Raw genomic sequence first — 17,129 nt, 5'->3', positions numbered from 1 at the left:
GTCTTGCGTTTCCGACTCTATCAGATCCTTTTCTCGATCCGATTCCCTGTCGGCGGGATGTCTTGAAGCTCTGGGCTTTCGCCCGTCGGCCTTTCGACATTCACTACGTTAGCCGATTCCCCCGCCCGATTCATAATCGGACTCTGCGCAATCGAATTTCGGGCATGCGGGCACGCCGGAATCGACCCCGCTGAGGGGTTCTCCTAGGTAGTGGGTTGGCCGCTCCGGCTGCTGACTTCGCAGTACCCGGTTCAGCGGCTCGGGCCACGTTACGCGTCTCGTCATGGCGCGTCAACTTCGGCGACGCCTCGGGACGTGGGCCCTATAGGGGCTCACCGTCGGGTCGTTGGCGATCCAGTAGCGCCAGGGGTGGACCTCACCGTTTCCGCCGTCGCCGGCCACTCCGGTGCGTGGGCCGTTGCGTACCTGGTCGGAGGTGGTCGGGGTGCCCGCCAGGATCCTCAGCGGGGTCTCGCCGGAGGCGCACGCGTCCGTGCCGTCCAGGGCTCGGTCCACGGCCAGGGCCGTTGCCAGGCGGGCCGGGCCTTTGGCCAGTTCCCTGTCGTTGCGGGCCGAGAGTCGACGTGTGCGGGCGAGCTCGGCGCCCTCGACGATCTCGCCGGCGCGCAGCAGGACCGCGCTCGCCCGGCCGTCGGGGCCGCACACCAGGTTCATGCAGTGCCACATGCCGTACGTGAAGTAGACGTAGACGTGTCCGGGGGGACCGAACATCACGTCATTGCGGGGCGTGCGGCCGCGATAAGCGTGGGAGCCGGGGTCGTTCGGGCCGTCGTAGGCCTCGACCTCTGTGAGGCGGAGGGTGATCGGACCGTCCGGGGTGCTGCGTACGAGGATGCGGCCCAGGAGGCCGGGGGCGACGTCAAGGACGGGCCGGTCGAAGAAGTCCCGGGGCAGGGGCGTACGGTCGGGGGTCGCGATCATGCCGTCCGAGGGTAGTGCAGACGGGTGGTGGCGACGGGGTGGTCAGGGGGCGTGCGGCTTGCCAGGGTGGGAGCGCGGAACCGGCCACGGCCGGATCGCGTTTGTAGGGATCAAGGGATCCACTCTGAAAAGAGGAAAGTCATGGCGTTCAAGAAGCTGCTCGCGAGCCTGGGGGCCGGCGGGGCTTCGGTCGAGACGGTGCTGACAGAGGTCAACGTCGTCCCGGGCGGTGTCGTCCAGGGTGAGGTGCGGATTCAGGGCGGGTCCGTGAGCCAGAACATCGAGGGCCTGTCCGTAGGCCTGCAGGCGCGGGTCGAGGTCGAGGGCCAGGACTCGGAGTACAAGCAGGACATCGAGTTCACGAAGATGCAGCTCGGTGGTGCCTTCGAGCTGCAGGCCGGGGGCGTGCACGCGGTGCCCTTCGGGCTGGAGATCCCGTGGGAGACGCCGGTCACGACGATCGACGGTCAGACGCTGCGCGGCATGAACATCGGTGTGACGACGGAGCTGGCGATCGCGCGGGCCGTGGACTCCACCGACCTGGACCCGATCAACGTGCACCCGCTGCCCGCGCAGAAGGCGATCCTCGACGCCTTCGTGCAGCTGGGCTTCCGCTTCAAGAACGCGGACATGGAGCGGGGCCACATCCGCGGTACGCGGCAGAAGCTGCCGTTCTACCAGGAGATCGAGTTCTTCCCGCCGCAGCAGTACCGCGGGATCAACCAGGTCGAGCTGAGCTTCGTCGCGGACGAGCGCACGATGGACGTCGTCCTCGAAATGGACAAGAAGCCGGGACTGTTCAGCGAGGGCAGCGACACCTTCCGGTCCTTCCAGGTGGGTCTGAACGACTTCCAGTGGGACCGACTGGGCGGCGTATCTCAACCAGTGGCTGTCCGAGGTCGGCAGCAAGCGCAACTGGTTCTAGGCTCGGAACTGCTGATTCCACCGGTTCATCAGGAGGTATCGAAGTGACCGAGCTCAAGCGGCGGCCGCTGCCCCACGACTTCCATCCGCCTGTGCCGTCCTTCACGGTCACGAGCGAGGACGTCGAGCAGGGCGGGCCCCTCAAGGACGCTCAGGTCCACGCGGCGGGCAACACCTCGCCGCAGCTGCGCTGGGAAGGCTTCCCGGCCGGGACCAAGAGCTTCGCCGTTACGTGCTACGACCCCGACGCCCCTACGGGCAGCGGGTTCTGGCACTGGGTGCTCTTCGACATCCCGGCCTCGGTGACCGAGCTGCCGGCCGGTGCGGGCAGCGGCAAGTTCGAGGGACTGCCGGAGGGTGCCGTACAGGCGCGGAACGACTATGGGTCGAAGGAGTTCGGCGGTGCCGCGCCGCCGCCCGGGGACGGGCCGCATCGCTATGTGTTCACGGTGTACGCCGTGGACCAGGAGAAGCTCGGTCCGGACTCGGACGCGAGTCCGGCCGTCGTCGGATTCAACCTGCGGTTCCACACGCTCGCGCGTGCGCATGTGATCGGTGAGTACGAGGTGCCCGCCGAAGCCTGACGTTCATGGAACGTTTGCCCGCCTCTGGTCATGGAAGTGATCGGGGGCGGGCATTTTTTATTTCGTTGTCCATCTCGGCGTGCCCGGCCAGAGTTGATCCCAGCCCGCCACGGGGTGGGCAGCTGCACACGGGAGGTGGGCTGGTCATGCGGGACACACTGGTACTGAACGCGAGCTTCGAGCCGCTGTCGACGGTGACGTTGAACCGAGCCGTCGTTCTGGTGCTTCAGGACAAGGCCGTCGTTGAGCAGGCCCACCCCGAACTGCGCATGCGCGGAGCCGCGGTCGACATACCCGCGCCCCGGGTGATCAGGCTGTGCAGGTACGTACGGGTGCCGTTCCGAAGACAAGCGCCGTGGTCGAGGCGGGGTGTGCTGGTGCGGGACCGGCACCGGTGCGCGTACTGCGGGCGCCGGGCCACGACCGTGGACCACGTGGTGCCGCGGTCGCACGGTGGCCAGGACACGTGGCTGAATACGGTCGCCTCGTGCGCCGAGGACAATCATCGCAAGGCTGACCGGACGCCTGCGCAGGCGGGTATGCCGTTGCTTCGGGAGCCGTTCGAGCCGACGCCTGCCGATGCGATGTTGCTGACGCTGGGGGCGGATGAGTTTGCTGCGCTGCCGGATTGGCTTGGGCTGGAGGCTGCCTGACTATGCGCCGTAGGGCCACAACAGGGTTGTCGACTGCGGGCTGTTCGTGGCTGGTCGCGCAGTTCCCCGCGCCCTTGAGGGCGTTTGGGGCCCGCCTTCCTTAGAAGGCGGGCCCCTTTGTCGTACGACGAACGCCGTGTCAGTCGATCGACGGCTTCTCCCTGCGTTCCGTGGCCGAACCCGAGGATCCGTTGCCCCCCGAACCGCCGCCGAAGCCGCCCAGGTTGCCCATCGCGCCCGACAGGCCCTTGAGGGCGTCGCCGATTTCGCTGGGGACGATCCAGAGCTTGTTGGCGTCGCCTTCGGCGATCTTGGGGAGCATCTGGAGGTACTGGTAGCTGAGGAGCTTCTGGTCGGGGTCGCCGGCGTGGATGGCTTCGAAGACCGTGCGGACGGCCTGGGCCTCGCCCTCGGCGCGCAGGGCGGCGGCCTTGGCCTCACCTTCGGCGCGCAGGATCTGGGACTGCTTCTCACCTTCGGCGGTGAGGATCGCGGCCTGACGCGTACCTTCGGCGGTGAGGATCGCGGCGCGCTTGTCACGGTCGGCGCGCATCTGCTTCTCCATCGAGTCCTGGATGGAGGTGGGGGGCTCAATTGCCTTGAGTTCGACGCGGTTTACGCGGATGCCCCACTTGCCCGTCGCCTCGTCGAGGACGCCGCGCAGGGCCGCGTTGATCTCCTCGCGGGAGGTCAGGGTGCGCTCCAGGTCCATGCCGCCGATGATGTTGCGGAGCGTGGTGACGGTGAGCTGCTCGATCGCCTGGATGTAGCTGGCGACTTCGTAGGTGGCGGCGCGGGCGTCGGTCACCTGGTAGTAGATGACGGTGTCGATGTTCACGACCAGGTTGTCCTGGGTGATCACCGGCTGGGGCGGGAACGGTACGACCTGTTCGCGCAGGTCGATTCGGTTGCGGATGGTGTCGATGAACGGAACCACGATGTTGAGGCCCGCGTTGAGTGTCCGCGTGTAGCGGCCGAAGCGCTCGACGATGGCCGCGCTGGCCTGCGGGATGACCTGGATCGTCTTGATCAGGGCGATGAAGACCAACACCACCAGAATGATCAAGACGATGATGACCGGTTCCATCGTCTTTCCCCGTACCCCTTCTCCGCCGCGGCTTTTCCGCAGATCTTATGGTTGTTGAAGATCTTGCTGGTCGAGTCTGACAGACCGTCGCGGAACTCGCGGCGGGTTCGCGCCAGTTACGTCGTGCGAGGTCACATGACGATCGCCGTGGCGCCCTCGATGTCCACGACGTCCACTTCCTGACCTGCTTCGTAGGCGCGGTCGGTGTCGAGGGCGCGTGCCGACCAGACCTCTCCGGCGAGCTTGATCCGGCCGCCCGAGGCGTCGACGCGCTCCAGAACGACGGCCTGTTTGCCTTTCAAGGCCTCGATCCCGGTGGCGAGTTGGGGCCGCTGTGCGCGATGTCTGTTCGCGATGGGCCGTACGACTGCGATGAGTGCGGTCGAGACGACGACGAAGGACACGACCTGGACGACGGCGCCACCGCCGAAGATGCCGGCGACCACCGCTGCAGCCACGGCTCCGACCGCCAGCATGGCGAGTTCGGGCATCGCGGTGACCACGAGCGCGATGCCGAGCGCTGCCGCGCCGATCAACCACCAAACCCACGCGTCGATTTCCACATGGTCATGGTAGGACTGCGGGCCCGGTCGCGGACAGGGCGCCGATCGTTTGAAAAGCCGTTCTTACCGGGGTTTTGCGCGGTGAAGGACCGGGTCAGGAGAGCGGGAGGCCCTGTGCCGTCCACCGCTCGCCAACCTGTTCGACGACGAGCGGGAGGCCGAAGCAGAGGGAGAGGTTGCGGGAGGTGAGTTCGAGCTCCAGCGGGCCCGCGGCGAGGACCTTGCCCTGACGGATCATCAGGACGTGGGTGAAGCCGGGGGCGATCTCCTCGACGTGGTGCGTGACCATGATCATGGAGGGCGCGATCGGGTCGCGGGCGAGGCGACCGAGGCGGCGGACGAGGTCCTCGCGGCCACCGAGGTCGAGGCCGGCGGCGGGCTCGTCGAGGAGGAGCAGCTCGGGGTCGGTCATCAGGGCACGGGCGATGAGGGTGCGCTTGCGCTCGCCCTCGGAGAGGGTGCCGAACTTGCGGTCCACGTAGTCGCTCATGCCGAGACGGTCGAGGAAGGCGCGGGCGCGCTGCTCGTCGATCTCGTCGTAGTCCTCGTGCCAGCCGGCGGTCATGCCGTACGCGGCGGTGAGCACGGTCTGCAGGACGGTCTGCTTCTTGGGCAGCTTGTCGATCATGGCGACGCCGGCCGTTCCGATGCGCGGACGCAGTTCGAAGACGTCGGTGCCGGGCTTGCCGAGGGTCTCGTCGAGGATGGAGACGGTGCCCTTGCTGGGGAAGAGGTAGCTGGAGGCGAGGTTCAGGAGAGTGGTCTTGCCGGCGCCGTTCGGGCCGAGGATGACCCAGCGCTCGCCCTCCTTGACCGACCAGGAGACCTGGTCCACCAGAGCCCGGCCCTCGCGGACCACGGATACGTCCTGAAGCTCCAGAACATCGCTCATGAGCGCGTTGTCTCCCCTTGCAGTGTGACCGGTCTCGGCGTCTCGGTGGTCGCGTGCGCCTGTGGGCGCAGCCCTCAACGAAATCTACGCCACCGGTCGGGAGCTTCATTCCATCGGTCCGGTCCTTAGGGTGGGGGCATGCTCTCGGAACCGCGTTCAGGACGCCTTGCGGCTTGGGGAAATACCCTTTTGGCCGGACTTGTCTCGCCGGATGACGCTGTGCTGGAGATCGTCGGGGACGATGCCGTGCACAGGGTGGAGGGGCTGCCGGGTGAGTCGGCGCCCGTCGGGCTCACGCTGGCGCTGGGCCGGCTGCGGGCGCTCGGGGTCAGCGGGCTGCGGGTCGCGCTGCCCGCGCCGGGGCATCCGCTGGGTCTGAGTGGTCCGCCGGAGTTCAATGCGCGGGCGATGGATGCCGAGGAGGCGGTGATCTGTCACGGCGCCGCGTTCGGGCTGGTGCCGGAGGTGTACGAGGCCGGGCCCGATGGTGATGTGCATGTCGAGGTCGTCTGGCATGTGCTGCCGGTGCGGGAGGCGCCTCCTGCGGATGTGCCGTCGCTGGGCGAGGCCGAGCGGGAGCTGGCGGAGGCCCTGCGGGAGGCGACCGAGGTGTTGTCGCGGCTGGATGTGGCCGGGTCGGGGCCGATGGCCGAGGCGGCGATCGATGCGTACCGGGCTCGTGCCGAACGGGGGCGGGAGGTTTTGGCGCCGGGGTATCCGCCGCGGGCGGTGCGGGTGCTGGAGCTGGCGCAGCGGGTGGGGTTGTTGATCTCGCTGGCCTGTGCGAACGGGCACGGGGGTGCGGTGAGCTCCGCTGAGATGGGGGCTCGAGCCGAGGCCTTGCGGCCGGTGGAGCGGGTGGCTCGACGGGCGCAGGTCGCTTCGTACAACGCGTATGTGGAGGAGCGGGAGCGGGGCGTGCGGTGAGCGTCCGCTGTTCGTGGCCGGCTTTGGTGTGACCGTCCCCTGGGGGCTCCGCCCCCAGACCCCCGTTTCGGCCTCAACGGCCTCGTCCTCAAACGCCGGACGGGCTGGATTGTGCCGGCCTGCGCTGGAGAGTCCCCCGCGCCGACAAACAGACCGGCCTCCCGGGGTGGGGCCGGGAGGCCGGAGGTCACTGCTTGCTTCGGGTGGGCGTCACTTGTTGACGGCCAGGTTGCCGAAGGCCGGGTTCAGGATGCCGACGACGTTCACGCTGTTGCCCGCGACGTTGACCGGGATGTGAACCGGGGCCTGGACAAGGTTGCCCGAGGCGACGCCCGGGGAGCCCACGGCCTTGCCGTCGGCGTGCGCGCCGTCGGTGGCGGAGGCCATACCGGCACCGGCGGCCAGCAGGCCACCCGCCACCATCGTCACGGCCGCTGCCTTCTTCAGGTTCTTCACTTTCAAGCCCTCCTTGCGACTGCCGCGGCAGTCGCCGCAGCACGCACTGGAGAACGGTGGAGATCCACGAAGGATGCGCCATCTGGGGGACATTCCCACGACGGTATGAATCTCAGTCCGGAGCGGAACCCTCCGTATTGCCGTCCGTCACGTCCTGCGGAGAGCGTTTCAGCCGGTCACGCCATGGCGTACGGCCCACAGGGCGGCCTGTGTGCGGTCTGCCAGGTCGAGCTTCATCAAGATGTTTGAGACGTGTGTCTTGACGGTCTTCTCGGAGAGGACCAGGGCCCGCGCGATCTCGCGGTTCGAGCGGCCGTCGGCGATCAGGCCGAGGACCTCGCGCTCGCGGTCCGTCAGCGAGCCGGCTCTTCCCTGCCCCGAGTTGGCCTCCTCCTGGGACAGCAAGGCGCCCGCGACCTCGGGTTGGAGCAGGATGTGCCCGGCGTGTACGGAGCGGATGGCGCCGGCGAGGGCGTCCGGGTCCACGTCCTTGTAGACGTAACCGGCGGCGCCCGCGCGCAGGGCGGGGATCACCGTGCGCTGTTCGGTGAAGCTGGTGACGATCAGCACGCGCGCGGGGTTGTCGAGTTCGCGGAGCTTACGCAGGGCGTCGACTCCGTCCATGCCCGGCATCTTGACGTCCATCAGCACCACGTCGGGCTTGAGTTCCTCGGCGCGGGCCACTCCCTCGGCGCCGTCGGCGGCCTCACCCACGACCTCGATGTCGTCCTGTACTTCGAGGAAGGTGCGCAGGCCCCGGCGGACGACCTGGTGGTCGTCGACGAGCAGCACCTTGATTGCGTCAGCCACCGGGGACCTCCATCTCGATCACGGTGCCCTTGCCGGGCGCCGATTCCACGGTCAGCGTGCCGCCGACGCCGCTCGCCCGGTCCCGCATGGAGACCAGGCCCAGGTGGCGCCCGGCGCGGCGTATCGCCTTCGGGTCGAAGCCGCCGCCGTCGTCCGTGATGCGCAGTACGGCTCCGCCGGCGCGCCGGTCCAGCGTCACGTCGACGTGCTCGCCTCCGGAGTGCCGCAGGGCGTTGTGCAGGGCCTCCTGGGCGACGCGCAGTACGGCCTCCTCCTGGGCGGAGGGCAGGGCCTTCACGCCACGGCCGGCGAAGGTCACGCGCGCGGAGTGGGCGCGGTCGAGGACCTGGATCTGGGTGCGCAGGGTGGCGACGAGGCCGTCCTCGTCGAGGGCGGCGGGGCGCAACTCGACGACCGCGGCGCGCAGTTCGTCTGCGGCCTCGGCGGCGAGCGCGGCCACCTGGTGCAACTCGCCCTTGGCGCGGGACGGGTCACGGTCGATCAGGGCGGCTGCCGCCTGGGCCGTCAGGCGCAGCGAGAAGAGCTTCTGGCTGACCGCGTCGTGCAGTTCGTGCGCGAGGCGCGAGCGTTCCTCCTCGATCGTCAGCTCGCGGCTGCGTTCGTACAGGCGGGCGTTGGTCAGGGCGATCGCGGCGTGCTGGGCGAGGATGCCGAGGAGGTCCTCGTCCTCCTCGGTGAAGCCGCAACTGCCTTCCGGCTTGGGGCAGTTCTTGTTCGCCAGGAACAGCGCGCCGATGACCTCGTCGCCGTCTCGGATCGGCAGGCCAAGGAAGTCGGACATATCGGGGTGCTCCGACGGCCAGCCCTCGAAGCGGGGGTCCTTGCGGACGTCGGCGAGGCGCTCGATCTCGGCCTCCTGGAGCATCGCGGCGAGGATGCCGTGCTGGCGCGGGAGCGGGCCGATGGCCTTCCACTGTTCGTCGCTGACTCCGTCGACCACGAACTGGGCGAAGCCGCCGTGATCGTCCGGGACGCCGAGCGCCGCATACTGCGCGTCGAGCAGCTCTCGGGCCGAGGCGACGATCGTCTTGAGGACGTCACGCACCTCGAGATGCCTGCTCATGGCCAGCAGCGCGGAGCTCACCGCGGCGATTCCTGACCTGGGGCCTTGACTCATGCCCTCACGGTACCGGCGGGGTGTGACAGCCGGATCGGACCAGTGGCGGCGGCCGGCTAGGGCGCCGGACCTAGTCCTCTGGTCCCCCGATCAGCGGCGTAGGGCGAACGGCCCCCCGGTGCGGCTTAGGACGAAGGGCCCCGCGGCTTTGCGGCCCGCGTCCGAGGCGGTGCGGGCGGCCCCGTTCCTACGTTGGGGGCACCGCCGATCGGAGGCGGCCTGGGACGAGGGGACGGTTGTCATGTCGGTAGCAATCATCACGGGGGCCTCGAAAGGGCTGGGGCGGGCCCTCGCCGAGGCGCTGGCCGCGCGCGGCTGGGATCTGGTGCTCGACGCCAGGACGGCGGAGGTCCTCCAGGAGACGGCGGCCGGGCTCCTGTCGTACGGCACGCGCGTGAAGGCCGTGCCCGGGGACGTCACGGACGCCGGGCACCGGGCCGAGCTGGTGGCCGCCGCCTGGCAGCTGGGCGGCGTCGATCTGCTGGTGAGCAACGCCAGCGCGCTGGGCGTCGAGCCGCTCGTACGGCTGGACGAGCTGCCCCTGGAGGGGCTGCGGCGGGCGCTGGAGGTGAACGTCGTCGCCGCGCTGGGCCTGGTCCAGGAGGCGCTGCCGCTGCTGCGGGCGTCAGGGACGGGCGCGGTGATCACGGTCAGCTCGGACGCTGCCGCCGAGGCGTACGAGACCTGGGGCGGGTACGGCGCCTCGAAGGCCGCGCTGGACCATCTCGCGGCCGTGCTCGGCGAGGAGCAGCCGGGCCTGCGGATCTGGGCGGTCGACCCCGGGGACATGGCCACGGACCTGTATGCGGCGGCCGTACCGGACGACGACGAGCCGAGGCCCATGCCGGCCGGCGTGGTGCCGGCCTTCCTGCGGCTGCTGGACGAGCGTCCGGCGAGCGGCCGCTATGGGGCGCCCTCTCTGCTGGAGGGACGGCGATGACTCTGGCGATGCGGGTGCCCGAGGAGCTGTCGGCCCGGGTGCCGGCCGAGCAGCGGGGGCCGGGGCTGGACCGGGATGCCGTACGGCTGCTGGTGTCGCGGGGCACCGACGTGACGCATCACGCGTTCGGCGAGCTGCCGCGGCTGTTGCGGGCCGGGGATCTGCTGGTCGTGAACACGTCGGAGACGCTGGCCGCCGCCGTGGACGGGCGGATCGGGCGCGCCCGTGTGGTGGTGCATTTCTCCACGCGCGGGGACGACGGGCGGTGGGCGGTCGAGCTGCGAGACCCCGACGGGCGGGGCGCCACGCGCGCGCATATATGGGGCAGCGCGCGAAGCGCTCGTTGGAAGGGTGGTGGCGGGCGGCGGGAGGGAGGGCCCGCGGGAAGTGAGGTGCGACTGCCGGGCGGGGTGCGGCTGGTGCTGGAGGAGCCGCTCAGCCCGGGGAGTGAGCGGCTGTGGTGGGCGCGGGTCGCCGGGACCCGGGAGGGCTCCCCTGCGGCAGGGGTCCTCGGGCTCATGCGTGAGCACGGGCGGCCTATTCGTTACTCCTATACGGAGCGCGACCAGCCGCTCTCCGTGTACCAGACGGTGTTCGCGCTGCCGGCCGCCGACGGGGCGGGCAGCGCGGAGATGCCGAGTGCGGCGCGGCCCTTCACGCTGCGGATGGTGACGGAGCTGGTCAGCCGGGGTGTGCAGTTCGCGCCGATCACGCTGCACACCGGGGTGGCCTCGGCGGAGGCGCACGAGCCGCCGTACCCGGAGCGATTCGCGGTGCCGGAGGCCTCGGCCCGGCTGATCAACGCGGCGAAGGCAGGAGACGGCAGGGTCGTCGCCGTAGGGACGACGGCCGTGCGGGCGGTGGAGTCGGCGACGGGCGCCGACGGGGTCGTACGCGCGCGTGAGGGGTGGACGGACCTCGTCGTCACGCCGGAGCGGGGGGTGCGGGTGGTGGACGGGCTGCTGACCGGGCTGCACGAGCCGGAGGCCTCGCATCTGCTGATGCTGGAGGCGGTCGCCGGGCGGGCGGCGATCGACCGCAGCTACGAGGCGGCACTGCAAGGGCTCTACCTGTGGCACGAGTTCGGCGACGTGCATCTCATCCTGCCGGCGGAGAGCCCTCACACAGAGCATTGCGTCAGCAACTGCCGGTGAGACTGTCACGCGGCCGATGTGAGCCCACCCATAGGGCGCAGGTCACGTACGAAAGTCCGTAGTAGGTAGCGACGTCCCTTTTGAGCGGGACAGACGGTCCCGTCTGTCCCGTTTTGCCCTTCCTGGGTCCACTATCGGGGATCGTACGTCACACCTTTGCCTCGCCATTTTGCGGCCGCTAAGAATTGCTCTCGTCGCTCAGCGCCGTGGGTTCAGCCCGCGGCGTTTGTGCAGGAAGCACCCGTGTCCCCTGACGGACAGCGAGCGACCTCCGCGCTATTCGAAGAGGTCCCACTGCCATGCTCAAGAACACCAAGAACCGTCTTAGTCGCACGCTCACCAAGCGCCACAAGATCGCGATAGCCGGCGTCGGTACGCTCGGCGCCGCCGCTCTCGCCCTCTCCGCCGTCCCGGGCAACGCCCAGACGACCACGGCCGACGCCCCCACGGGCAAGGTGGCGTACAGCAGCGAGCAGATCAAGGACGTCAAGCCGAGCGTCACCAACCAGCTCGCCGCTGCCGGTGTGAAGGCCGAGGAGATGTCGGCCAAGCACAAGGCCGCCGTGGCCGCCGCCAAGCACCGCGCCGCCGTGGCCCACGACAAGCACGTGGCCGCCAAGGCCACCGCCGCGAAGAAGGCCGCCGCCGCGAAGAAGGCCGAAGCCGCGCGCAAGGCGAAGGCCGCCGCGAGCCGGGACGCCAAGCGCGTCCAGGTCAAGCCGGTCGCCGCCAAGACCTACACGAACAACCTCGACGGTTGGATCCGCGAGGCCCTCGACATCATGAAGAAGCACGACATCCCGGGCACCTACAACGGCCTGCACAAGAACATCATTCGGGAGTCTGCGGGTAACCCGAACGCGATCAACAACTGGGACATCAACGCCCAGAACGGCGTCCCGTCGATCGGTCTGCTCCAGGTCATCAAGCCGACCTTCGACGCGTACCACGTCCCGGGCACGGCCAAGAGCCAGTACGACCCGGTCGCCAACCTCACCGCCGCCGCCAACTACGCGGCCGACCGGTACGGCTCGATCGACAACGTCAACAGCGCGTACTGAGCGAGGTAGGCGCGGGCCTCTGATCCGTACGCCGAAGGGCGGCACCCTCCTGACGGGTGCCGCCCTTCGGGCGTTGTACGACGGCGTCCGCTCGCGGTCGTACGGAAGGCAACTACTTGCGCATGACCTCGGGCTCGTGGCGGCGCAGGAAGCGGGCCACGAAGATGCCGCAGATCACGCCTAGGACGATCAGGGCGAGCATGTCCATGGTCCAGGCGCCGACCGTGTGCTCCCACAGCGGGTCGTTGCTGTCGCCCTTGGCGGGCGGGCTGATCTGGTTGAAGTCGAGCGTGGCACCCGCGGCGGCGACCGCCCAGCGCGACGGCATCAGGTACGAGAGCTCGTTGACACCGATGGAGTTGGCCAGCGGGAACAGGCAGCCGGTGAAGACGACCTGGACGATCGCGAACATGACCAGCAGCGGCATGGTCTTCTCGGCGGTCTTCACCAGGGCCGAGATGATCAGGCCGAACATCATCGCGGTGAAGCCCAGTGCCATGATCGGAATGCACAGCTCCAGCAGAATCTGGCTGCCGAGGATCAGGCCCTCGTCCGGGATGGTGCGGCTGGAGAAGCCGATGACACCGACCATCAGGCCCTGCAGCACGGTGATCAGGCCGAGCACGAACACCTTGGACATCAGGTACGCGGACCGGGACAGGCCGGTCGCGCGCTCCCGCTCGTAGATGACCCGTTCCTTGATCAGCTCACGGACGGAGTTGGCGGCGCCGGCGAAGCAGGCGCCCACCGCGAGGATCAGCAGGACGGTGAGGGCCGTGCCGTTGGCGACGGGCTTGCCGGTGTTCGGGTTGACCTCTGTGTTGACCAGGAGGTCCTTGCCGGAGTCGATGAGCAGGCTCACCGAGCCGAGGACGAGCGGCAGGATCACCGTCAGGGCCAGGAAGCCCTTGTCGGAGGCGATCACCGCGACATAGCGGCGCACCAGGGTCAGGAACTGCGACAGCCAGCCCTGCGGCTTCGGCGGCTTCATCGCCTGCATGGGCGGCATCTGTACGGACTGCGGAGCAATCGCGTCGATGTCCGCGGCGTACATCTGGTAGTGCTGCGAGCCCTTCCAGCGGCCCGCCCAGTCGTAGTCGCGGTAGTTCTCGAAGGCGGAGAAGACATCGGCCCAGGTGTCGTAGCCGAAGAAGTTCAGCGCCTCCTCGGGCGGGCCGAAGTAGGCGACCGCACCGCCCGGCGCCATCACCAGGAGCTTGTCGCAGATCGCCAGCTCGGCCACGGAGTGAGTGACGACGAGGACCGTACGGCCGTCGTCGGCGAGGCCGCGCAGCAGCTGCATGACGTCACGGTCCATGCCCGGGTCGAGGCCCGACGTGGGCTCGTCCAGGAAGATCAGCGACGGCTTGGTGAGCAGCTCCAGGGCCACCGAGACGCGCTTGCGCTGGCCGCCGGAGAGGGCGGTGACCTTCTTCTCCTTGTGGATGTCCAGCTTCAGCTCACGCAGCACCTCGTCGATGCGGGCCTCGCGCTCGGCGCCCGTGGTGTCGGCCGGGAAACGGAGCTTGGCCGCGTACTTGAGGGCCTTCTTGACGGTCAGCTCCTTGTGCAGGATGTCGTCCTGCGGGACCAGACCGATGCGCTGACGCAGCTCGGCGAACTGCTTGTAGAGGTTCCGGTTGTCGTAGAGGACGTCGCCCTGGTTGGCGGGCCGGTAGCCGGTGAGCGCCTTGAGCAGGGTCGACTTGCCGGAGCCGGACGGGCCGATGACCGCGACGAGGGACTTCTCCGGGACTCCGAAGGAGACGTCCTTGAGGATCTGCTTGCCGCCGTCGACCGTGACGGTCAGGTGGCGTGCGGAGAAGGAGACCTCACCGGTGTCGACGAACTCCTCGAGCCGGTCGCCGACGATCCGGAACGTCGAGTGACCGACACCGACGATGTCCGCCGGGCCCAGCAGCTGCGAGCCGCCCTTGGCGATCGGCTGGCCGTTGACGTAGGTGCCGTTGTGGGAGCCGAGGTCGCGGATCTCCATGCGGCCGTCGGGCGTCGAGTGGAACTCGGCGTGGTGCCGGGAGACCTGGAGGTCGGAGACGACCAGCTCGTTCTCCAGGGCACGGCCGATGCGCATGACGCGGCCGACGGAGAACTGGTGGAACGTGGTGGGGCTGCGGTCGCCGTAGACCGGCGGCGCCCCCGCGCCACCACCGGGACCCTGCTGCGGGATGTGAGCGGCGGCCTGCTGCGGCTGCTGCCAGCCGGCCTGCGGGGCGTGCTGCTGCGGGACCTGCTGGGACCCCTGCTGCTGCGGGACCTGCTGCTGCGGCGGGGCCTGCTGGGCCCAGCCGGGGTTCGCGCCCTGCGCGGCGTACGGCTGCTGCTGTGGCTGAGCCTGCGGCGAGGCGACGGAGGCCGCGGTGCCGGAGAGGTTCAGACACGGTCCGTCGGTCGCGTTGCCCAGGAACACGGCCGAGCCGGGGCCGATCTCCAGGTGATGGATCCGCTGGCCCTGCACGAACGTGCCGTTGGTGCTGCCGTGGTCCTCGATGACCCAACTGCGGCCGCTCCAGCTGACCGTGGCGTGCCGCCAGGACACTCTGGCGTCGTCGAGCACGATGTCGCCCTGCGGATCACGTCCGAGGGTGTAGGGCCTGGACGGGTCGAGCGTCCAGGTCCTTCCATTCAATTCCAGTACGAGTTCCGGCACTCCAGCCCCACTGAGTAGTCCCCCGAGTTACCCCCAACACAGGGAGTCTAGGGATGTCGAACATCGTCGGGAACTATTTCAGGCTCCGCCCCCTGACCGAAAGTCGGGCCTTGTGAGGAGCACGCCCACGCGCCTCGAATGGTTCCGTTGACGGGGTTGAAATCAGTCCGGAGAGTGGTAATCCACGCGAGGGGGACATGCGCGGCGAACACCTCGCCGCGCAGCGGATCGGGGGGTCTGCCATGAGCGCGTCCACGAACGTCGAGAGCGCGAGGCACGGCACACGGCTGCCGTGGGGAGACATTCTGCTGTCCGCGATCGCCTCCGTGAGCTGGGCATTGATCGGGATGGCGGGCACGGCGGCACTCGGACTGCATCTGCTGGAGGCCGACACCGCGGGCTCCCTGGGGCCCATGACAGCGGCGGTGGTGGCCCTTGGGGCGGGTGGTTCTGTCACACCGTCCGGCGATGTGTCCGCTTTCGGGCTGACGGGTGCGGAGGCGTCGACCTCCATCGAGATCACGCCACTCGGGGTGAGCCTGGTCGGCGCGGTGCTCCTGTCGTGGTTCTTCCTACGGTCCTTGCGCGGCGCGGGAGTTGCGATCGCACCGTCCGAACTCCTCGCGCGCGCGGGTGCGGTGATCGTGCTGTTCGTGGCGACGCTGGGCGGGCTGGCCTGGGCCGGGCACGACGTCATCACGATCGACGGGAGTTCGCTGGGGCTCGACGACCTGCCGGGCGGTGGCGGTGGCGGGGGCGGTCTCGAGATCCCCGGAGTGGGTGACCTCGGGGACATCGGCGGGCTGCTGCCCGACCAGATCGGCGACCTCATCGACGCGAAGGCGGCGGTCGGCTTCACGGTGGACACGGCGCCGACGCTGCTCGGCGGCATGGCCTGGTCTGCGGGCATCCTGCTGATCGCCCTGCTCGCCTCGCGCCGCACCCCGCTGCCGCGCGGCTGGGAGGCTCTGCACCGCGTCGTACGGCCCGCCGCGTCCGCCCTCGTCACGGTGCTGCTGGTGGCGGTGGCAGCCGGGCTCGCGGCGGCGGCGTACGCGGCGATCGGCGACGCCCACCCCAAGCGGATCGCGGGCGCGGCCCTGCTCGGCGCCCCCAACGGCGTGTGGCTCGGCATCCCGGTCGGCCTGCTCGTGCCGTTCGACGGCCGGGCGACGGGGGCGCTGGTGGGCCTGCTCCCGGACCCCCTGGACGACCTTCTGAACAGCGGCGCCGACCAGTCCGTGACGCTGAGCAGGCTCGCGGAGCTGGACGGCCGGGTGTGGCTGCTGGGAGTCGCGGCGGCGGTGATGATGATGCTCGCAGGGGTCCTGACGGCCGTGCGGACGCCGGTCGTGGCGGGCGCCTTGGAGAGTCCGGGTTCCGGGGACGTACGGGATCCGGGCGCCCTCCGCTTCGCGGGACGGTGTGCGCTGCGGCTCGGTGTCGCCACGGCGTTGACGCTGCCGTTGCTCGCATGGCTGACGGAGCTGTCCGTGGACGCCTCCCTGTCGGTGCTGGGCTTCGACGCGTTCGGCGCCGGGGTGCGGTTGCAGGGGAACCTCGGTGTGGCGCTGCTGCTGGGGGCGGCTTGGGGCGCGGGGGCGGGCGCCGTGGGGGCGATCATGGCCCGGGCGACCGGGGCGGCGGGACAGCGGGCGGCGCCCCTTGCCCGGGGGGCGGTGGCGGGTTCGGTGGGTGCGGTGCCGGGTGGGGTCGGAACGGCGGCACCCGGGAGTACGGCGAGTTCGGTGAGTTCGGCGAGTTCGGCGGCCGAAGGTGCCGGGGTTTCGTCGGATGCGAGCCTGTCCGGGCCCTACGCGCCGGGCACGCCGTACCGGCCGCCCAACCCGGGGACGAACCCGTATCTGCGGGTGCCGGACCAGCTGCGCGAACCGGAGGACGCGCGGCCGCCGGGCGCGGCGCCGCCTTCCGGGGGCGCGCGGGCAGCCGGCGACGCGCCGGGGCGTGATGCGCGGTGGGGGCGCGGCGGTGCGCGACGCCCGGGTGAACCGCCGTCCGGCGAGCCGCCGGCCGCTGAGCCGCCGGCCGCCGGTGACAACGACGTGTACGGGGCGCCCACGGTCGTACGGCCGATCGCGCCGCCGCCGAGGTCGCCCCGGCCTCCGCGGCGGCGGGGAGACGGGTCGTCGTCCGGAGGGGCCGACGGGCCGCCCCCTCCGCCACCTCCGCCTCCTCCCCCGCCGCCGGGGAAGCCGAAGGGGCGCTCGTGAGCCGTGCGCCCGGGGCCTGTCCCGGGGTGATCCGAGTGCCCGGGGGGCGACTGCCGGTTTGTGACCGCGGGTCCGCTGTGGCTGGTCGCGCCGTTCCCC

15 protein-coding genes and 1 pseudogene are annotated in these 17,129 nt (G+C 69.9%); 8 read left to right on the top strand and 8 right to left on the bottom strand.

Going from position 1 to position 17,129, the window contains the following annotated elements; genetic code table 11:
- Nucleotides 1-291 precede the first annotated feature (291 nt).
- Complete coding sequence (locus tag OHO27_RS33420; protein ID WP_328428688.1) at nt 292-942, bottom strand: DNA-3-methyladenine glycosylase; 651 nt, start codon at nt 940-942, stop codon at nt 292-294.
- A gap of 141 nt (nt 943-1,083) precedes the next feature.
- On the opposite strand from OHO27_RS33420, the pseudogene OHO27_RS33415 reads away from it, so the two are divergent.
- From OHO27_RS33415 to OHO27_RS33405, 3 genes and pseudogenes are all read left to right on the top strand, one after another.
- A pseudogene (locus OHO27_RS33415) lies at nt 1,084-1,867 on the top strand (sporulation protein).
- A 43-nt stretch (nt 1,868-1,910) separates the two neighbouring features.
- The gene (locus tag OHO27_RS33410) at nt 1,911-2,450 is read left to right on the top strand and encodes a YbhB/YbcL family Raf kinase inhibitor-like protein (protein ID WP_328428687.1); all 540 of its coding nucleotides are present in this window, start codon (nt 1,911-1,913) and stop codon (nt 2,448-2,450) included.
- Between the two features lie 146 nt (nt 2,451-2,596).
- Nucleotides 2,597-3,103 (top strand): HNH endonuclease, encoded by a 507-nt coding sequence (locus tag OHO27_RS33405; RefSeq protein ID WP_328428686.1) that lies wholly within the window; start codon nt 2,597-2,599, stop codon nt 3,101-3,103.
- Between the two features lie 139 nt (nt 3,104-3,242).
- On the opposite strand, the gene OHO27_RS33400 is transcribed toward OHO27_RS33405, so the two are convergent.
- From OHO27_RS33400 to OHO27_RS33390, 3 genes are all read right to left on the bottom strand, one after another.
- Nucleotides 3,243-4,190 (bottom strand): SPFH domain-containing protein, encoded by a 948-nt coding sequence (locus OHO27_RS33400; RefSeq protein ID WP_328428685.1) that lies wholly within the window; start codon nt 4,188-4,190, stop codon nt 3,243-3,245.
- A 131-nt stretch (nt 4,191-4,321) separates the two neighbouring features.
- On the bottom strand, nt 4,322-4,753 hold the full coding sequence (locus OHO27_RS33395; protein WP_328428684.1) for an NfeD family protein: 432 nt from the start codon (nt 4,751-4,753) through the stop codon (nt 4,322-4,324).
- Nucleotides 4,754-4,847: 94 nt separating this feature from the next.
- Nucleotides 4,848-5,645, bottom strand: a complete 798-nt coding sequence (locus OHO27_RS33390) for an ABC transporter ATP-binding protein (protein ID WP_328428683.1) — start codon at nt 5,643-5,645, stop codon at nt 4,848-4,850.
- A 138-nt stretch (nt 5,646-5,783) separates the two neighbouring features.
- Here OHO27_RS33390 and OHO27_RS33385 point away from each other — a divergent pair, with 138 nt between their 5' ends.
- Complete coding sequence (locus OHO27_RS33385) at nt 5,784-6,572, top strand: hypothetical protein (protein WP_328428682.1); 789 nt, start codon at nt 5,784-5,786, stop codon at nt 6,570-6,572.
- 210 nt (nt 6,573-6,782) lie between these two features.
- On the opposite strand, the gene chpE is transcribed toward OHO27_RS33385, so the two are convergent.
- From chpE to OHO27_RS33370, 3 genes are all read right to left on the bottom strand, one after another.
- The gene (chpE, locus tag OHO27_RS33380) at nt 6,783-7,028 is read right to left on the bottom strand and encodes a chaplin ChpE (protein ID WP_328428681.1); all 246 of its coding nucleotides are present in this window, start codon (nt 7,026-7,028) and stop codon (nt 6,783-6,785) included.
- Between the two features lie 168 nt (nt 7,029-7,196).
- Nucleotides 7,197-7,838 (bottom strand): response regulator transcription factor, encoded by a 642-nt coding sequence (locus tag OHO27_RS33375; protein WP_328428680.1) that lies wholly within the window; start codon nt 7,836-7,838, stop codon nt 7,197-7,199.
- Entirely contained in the window at nt 7,831-8,976 is a 1,146-nt protein-coding gene (locus OHO27_RS33370; protein ID WP_328428679.1) for a GAF domain-containing sensor histidine kinase, read from the bottom strand. Before OHO27_RS33370 ends, OHO27_RS33375 begins: the two co-directional genes overlap by 8 nt.
- Nucleotides 8,977-9,217: 241 nt before the next feature.
- Here OHO27_RS33370 and OHO27_RS33365 point away from each other — a divergent pair, with 241 nt between their 5' ends.
- The 3 genes from OHO27_RS33365 (at nt 9,218) to OHO27_RS33355 (ending at nt 12,131) form a co-directional block, all read left to right on the top strand.
- A complete protein-coding gene (locus OHO27_RS33365) occupies nt 9,218-9,916 on the top strand; it encodes an SDR family NAD(P)-dependent oxidoreductase (protein ID WP_328428678.1) in 699 nt (232 codons plus the stop codon).
- Nucleotides 9,913-11,070, top strand: coding sequence for an S-adenosylmethionine:tRNA ribosyltransferase-isomerase (locus OHO27_RS33360; protein WP_328428677.1), 1,158 nt, complete (start codon nt 9,913-9,915; stop codon nt 11,068-11,070). The genes OHO27_RS33365 and OHO27_RS33360 overlap by 4 nt, the downstream gene beginning before the upstream one ends.
- A gap of 299 nt (nt 11,071-11,369) precedes the next feature.
- Complete coding sequence (locus OHO27_RS33355; protein WP_328428676.1) at nt 11,370-12,131, top strand: transglycosylase SLT domain-containing protein; 762 nt, start codon at nt 11,370-11,372, stop codon at nt 12,129-12,131.
- A gap of 112 nt (nt 12,132-12,243) precedes the next feature.
- On the opposite strand, the gene OHO27_RS33350 is transcribed toward OHO27_RS33355, so the two are convergent.
- A complete protein-coding gene (locus OHO27_RS33350; protein ID WP_328428675.1) occupies nt 12,244-14,799 on the bottom strand; it encodes an ABC transporter ATP-binding protein/permease in 2,556 nt (851 codons plus the stop codon).
- Between the two features lie 242 nt (nt 14,800-15,041).
- On the opposite strand from OHO27_RS33350, the gene OHO27_RS33345 reads away from it, so the two are divergent.
- A complete protein-coding gene (locus tag OHO27_RS33345; protein ID WP_328428674.1) occupies nt 15,042-17,030 on the top strand; it encodes a streptophobe family protein in 1,989 nt (662 codons plus the stop codon).
- Nucleotides 17,031-17,129 lie beyond the last annotated feature (99 nt).

It is taken from the genome of Streptomyces sp. NBC_00443 (genome assembly GCF_036014175.1).
Taxonomy (GTDB): Bacteria; Actinomycetota; Actinomycetes; order Streptomycetales; family Streptomycetaceae; genus Streptomyces.
This window is presented reverse-complemented; position numbering and strand designations above follow the sequence as displayed.

Excerpts from the sequence above, each read along its gene's own strand:
- OHO27_RS33370 (WP_328428679.1), bottom strand. The coding sequence starts at position 8,976 with ATGAGTCAAGGCCCCAGGTCAGGAATCGCCGCGGTGAGCTCCGCGCTG.
- OHO27_RS33390 (WP_328428683.1), bottom strand. The coding sequence starts at position 5,645 with ATGAGCGATGTTCTGGAGCTTCAGGACGTATCCGTGGTCCGCGAGGGC.
- OHO27_RS33360 (WP_328428677.1), top strand. The coding sequence starts at position 9,913 with ATGACTCTGGCGATGCGGGTGCCCGAGGAGCTGTCGGCCCGGGTGCCG.
- OHO27_RS33420 (WP_328428688.1), bottom strand. The coding sequence starts at position 942 with ATGATCGCGACCCCCGACCGTACGCCCCTGCCCCGGGACTTCTTCGAC.
- OHO27_RS33405 (WP_328428686.1), top strand. The coding sequence starts at position 2,597 with ATGCGGGACACACTGGTACTGAACGCGAGCTTCGAGCCGCTGTCGACG.
- OHO27_RS33355 (WP_328428676.1), top strand. The coding sequence starts at position 11,370 with ATGCTCAAGAACACCAAGAACCGTCTTAGTCGCACGCTCACCAAGCGC.
- OHO27_RS33400 (WP_328428685.1), bottom strand. The coding sequence starts at position 4,190 with ATGGAACCGGTCATCATCGTCTTGATCATTCTGGTGGTGTTGGTCTTC.
- OHO27_RS33345 (WP_328428674.1), top strand. The coding sequence starts at position 15,042 with ATGAGCGCGTCCACGAACGTCGAGAGCGCGAGGCACGGCACACGGCTG.
- OHO27_RS33365 (WP_328428678.1), top strand. The coding sequence starts at position 9,218 with ATGTCGGTAGCAATCATCACGGGGGCCTCGAAAGGGCTGGGGCGGGCC.
- OHO27_RS33385 (WP_328428682.1), top strand. The coding sequence starts at position 5,784 with ATGCTCTCGGAACCGCGTTCAGGACGCCTTGCGGCTTGGGGAAATACC.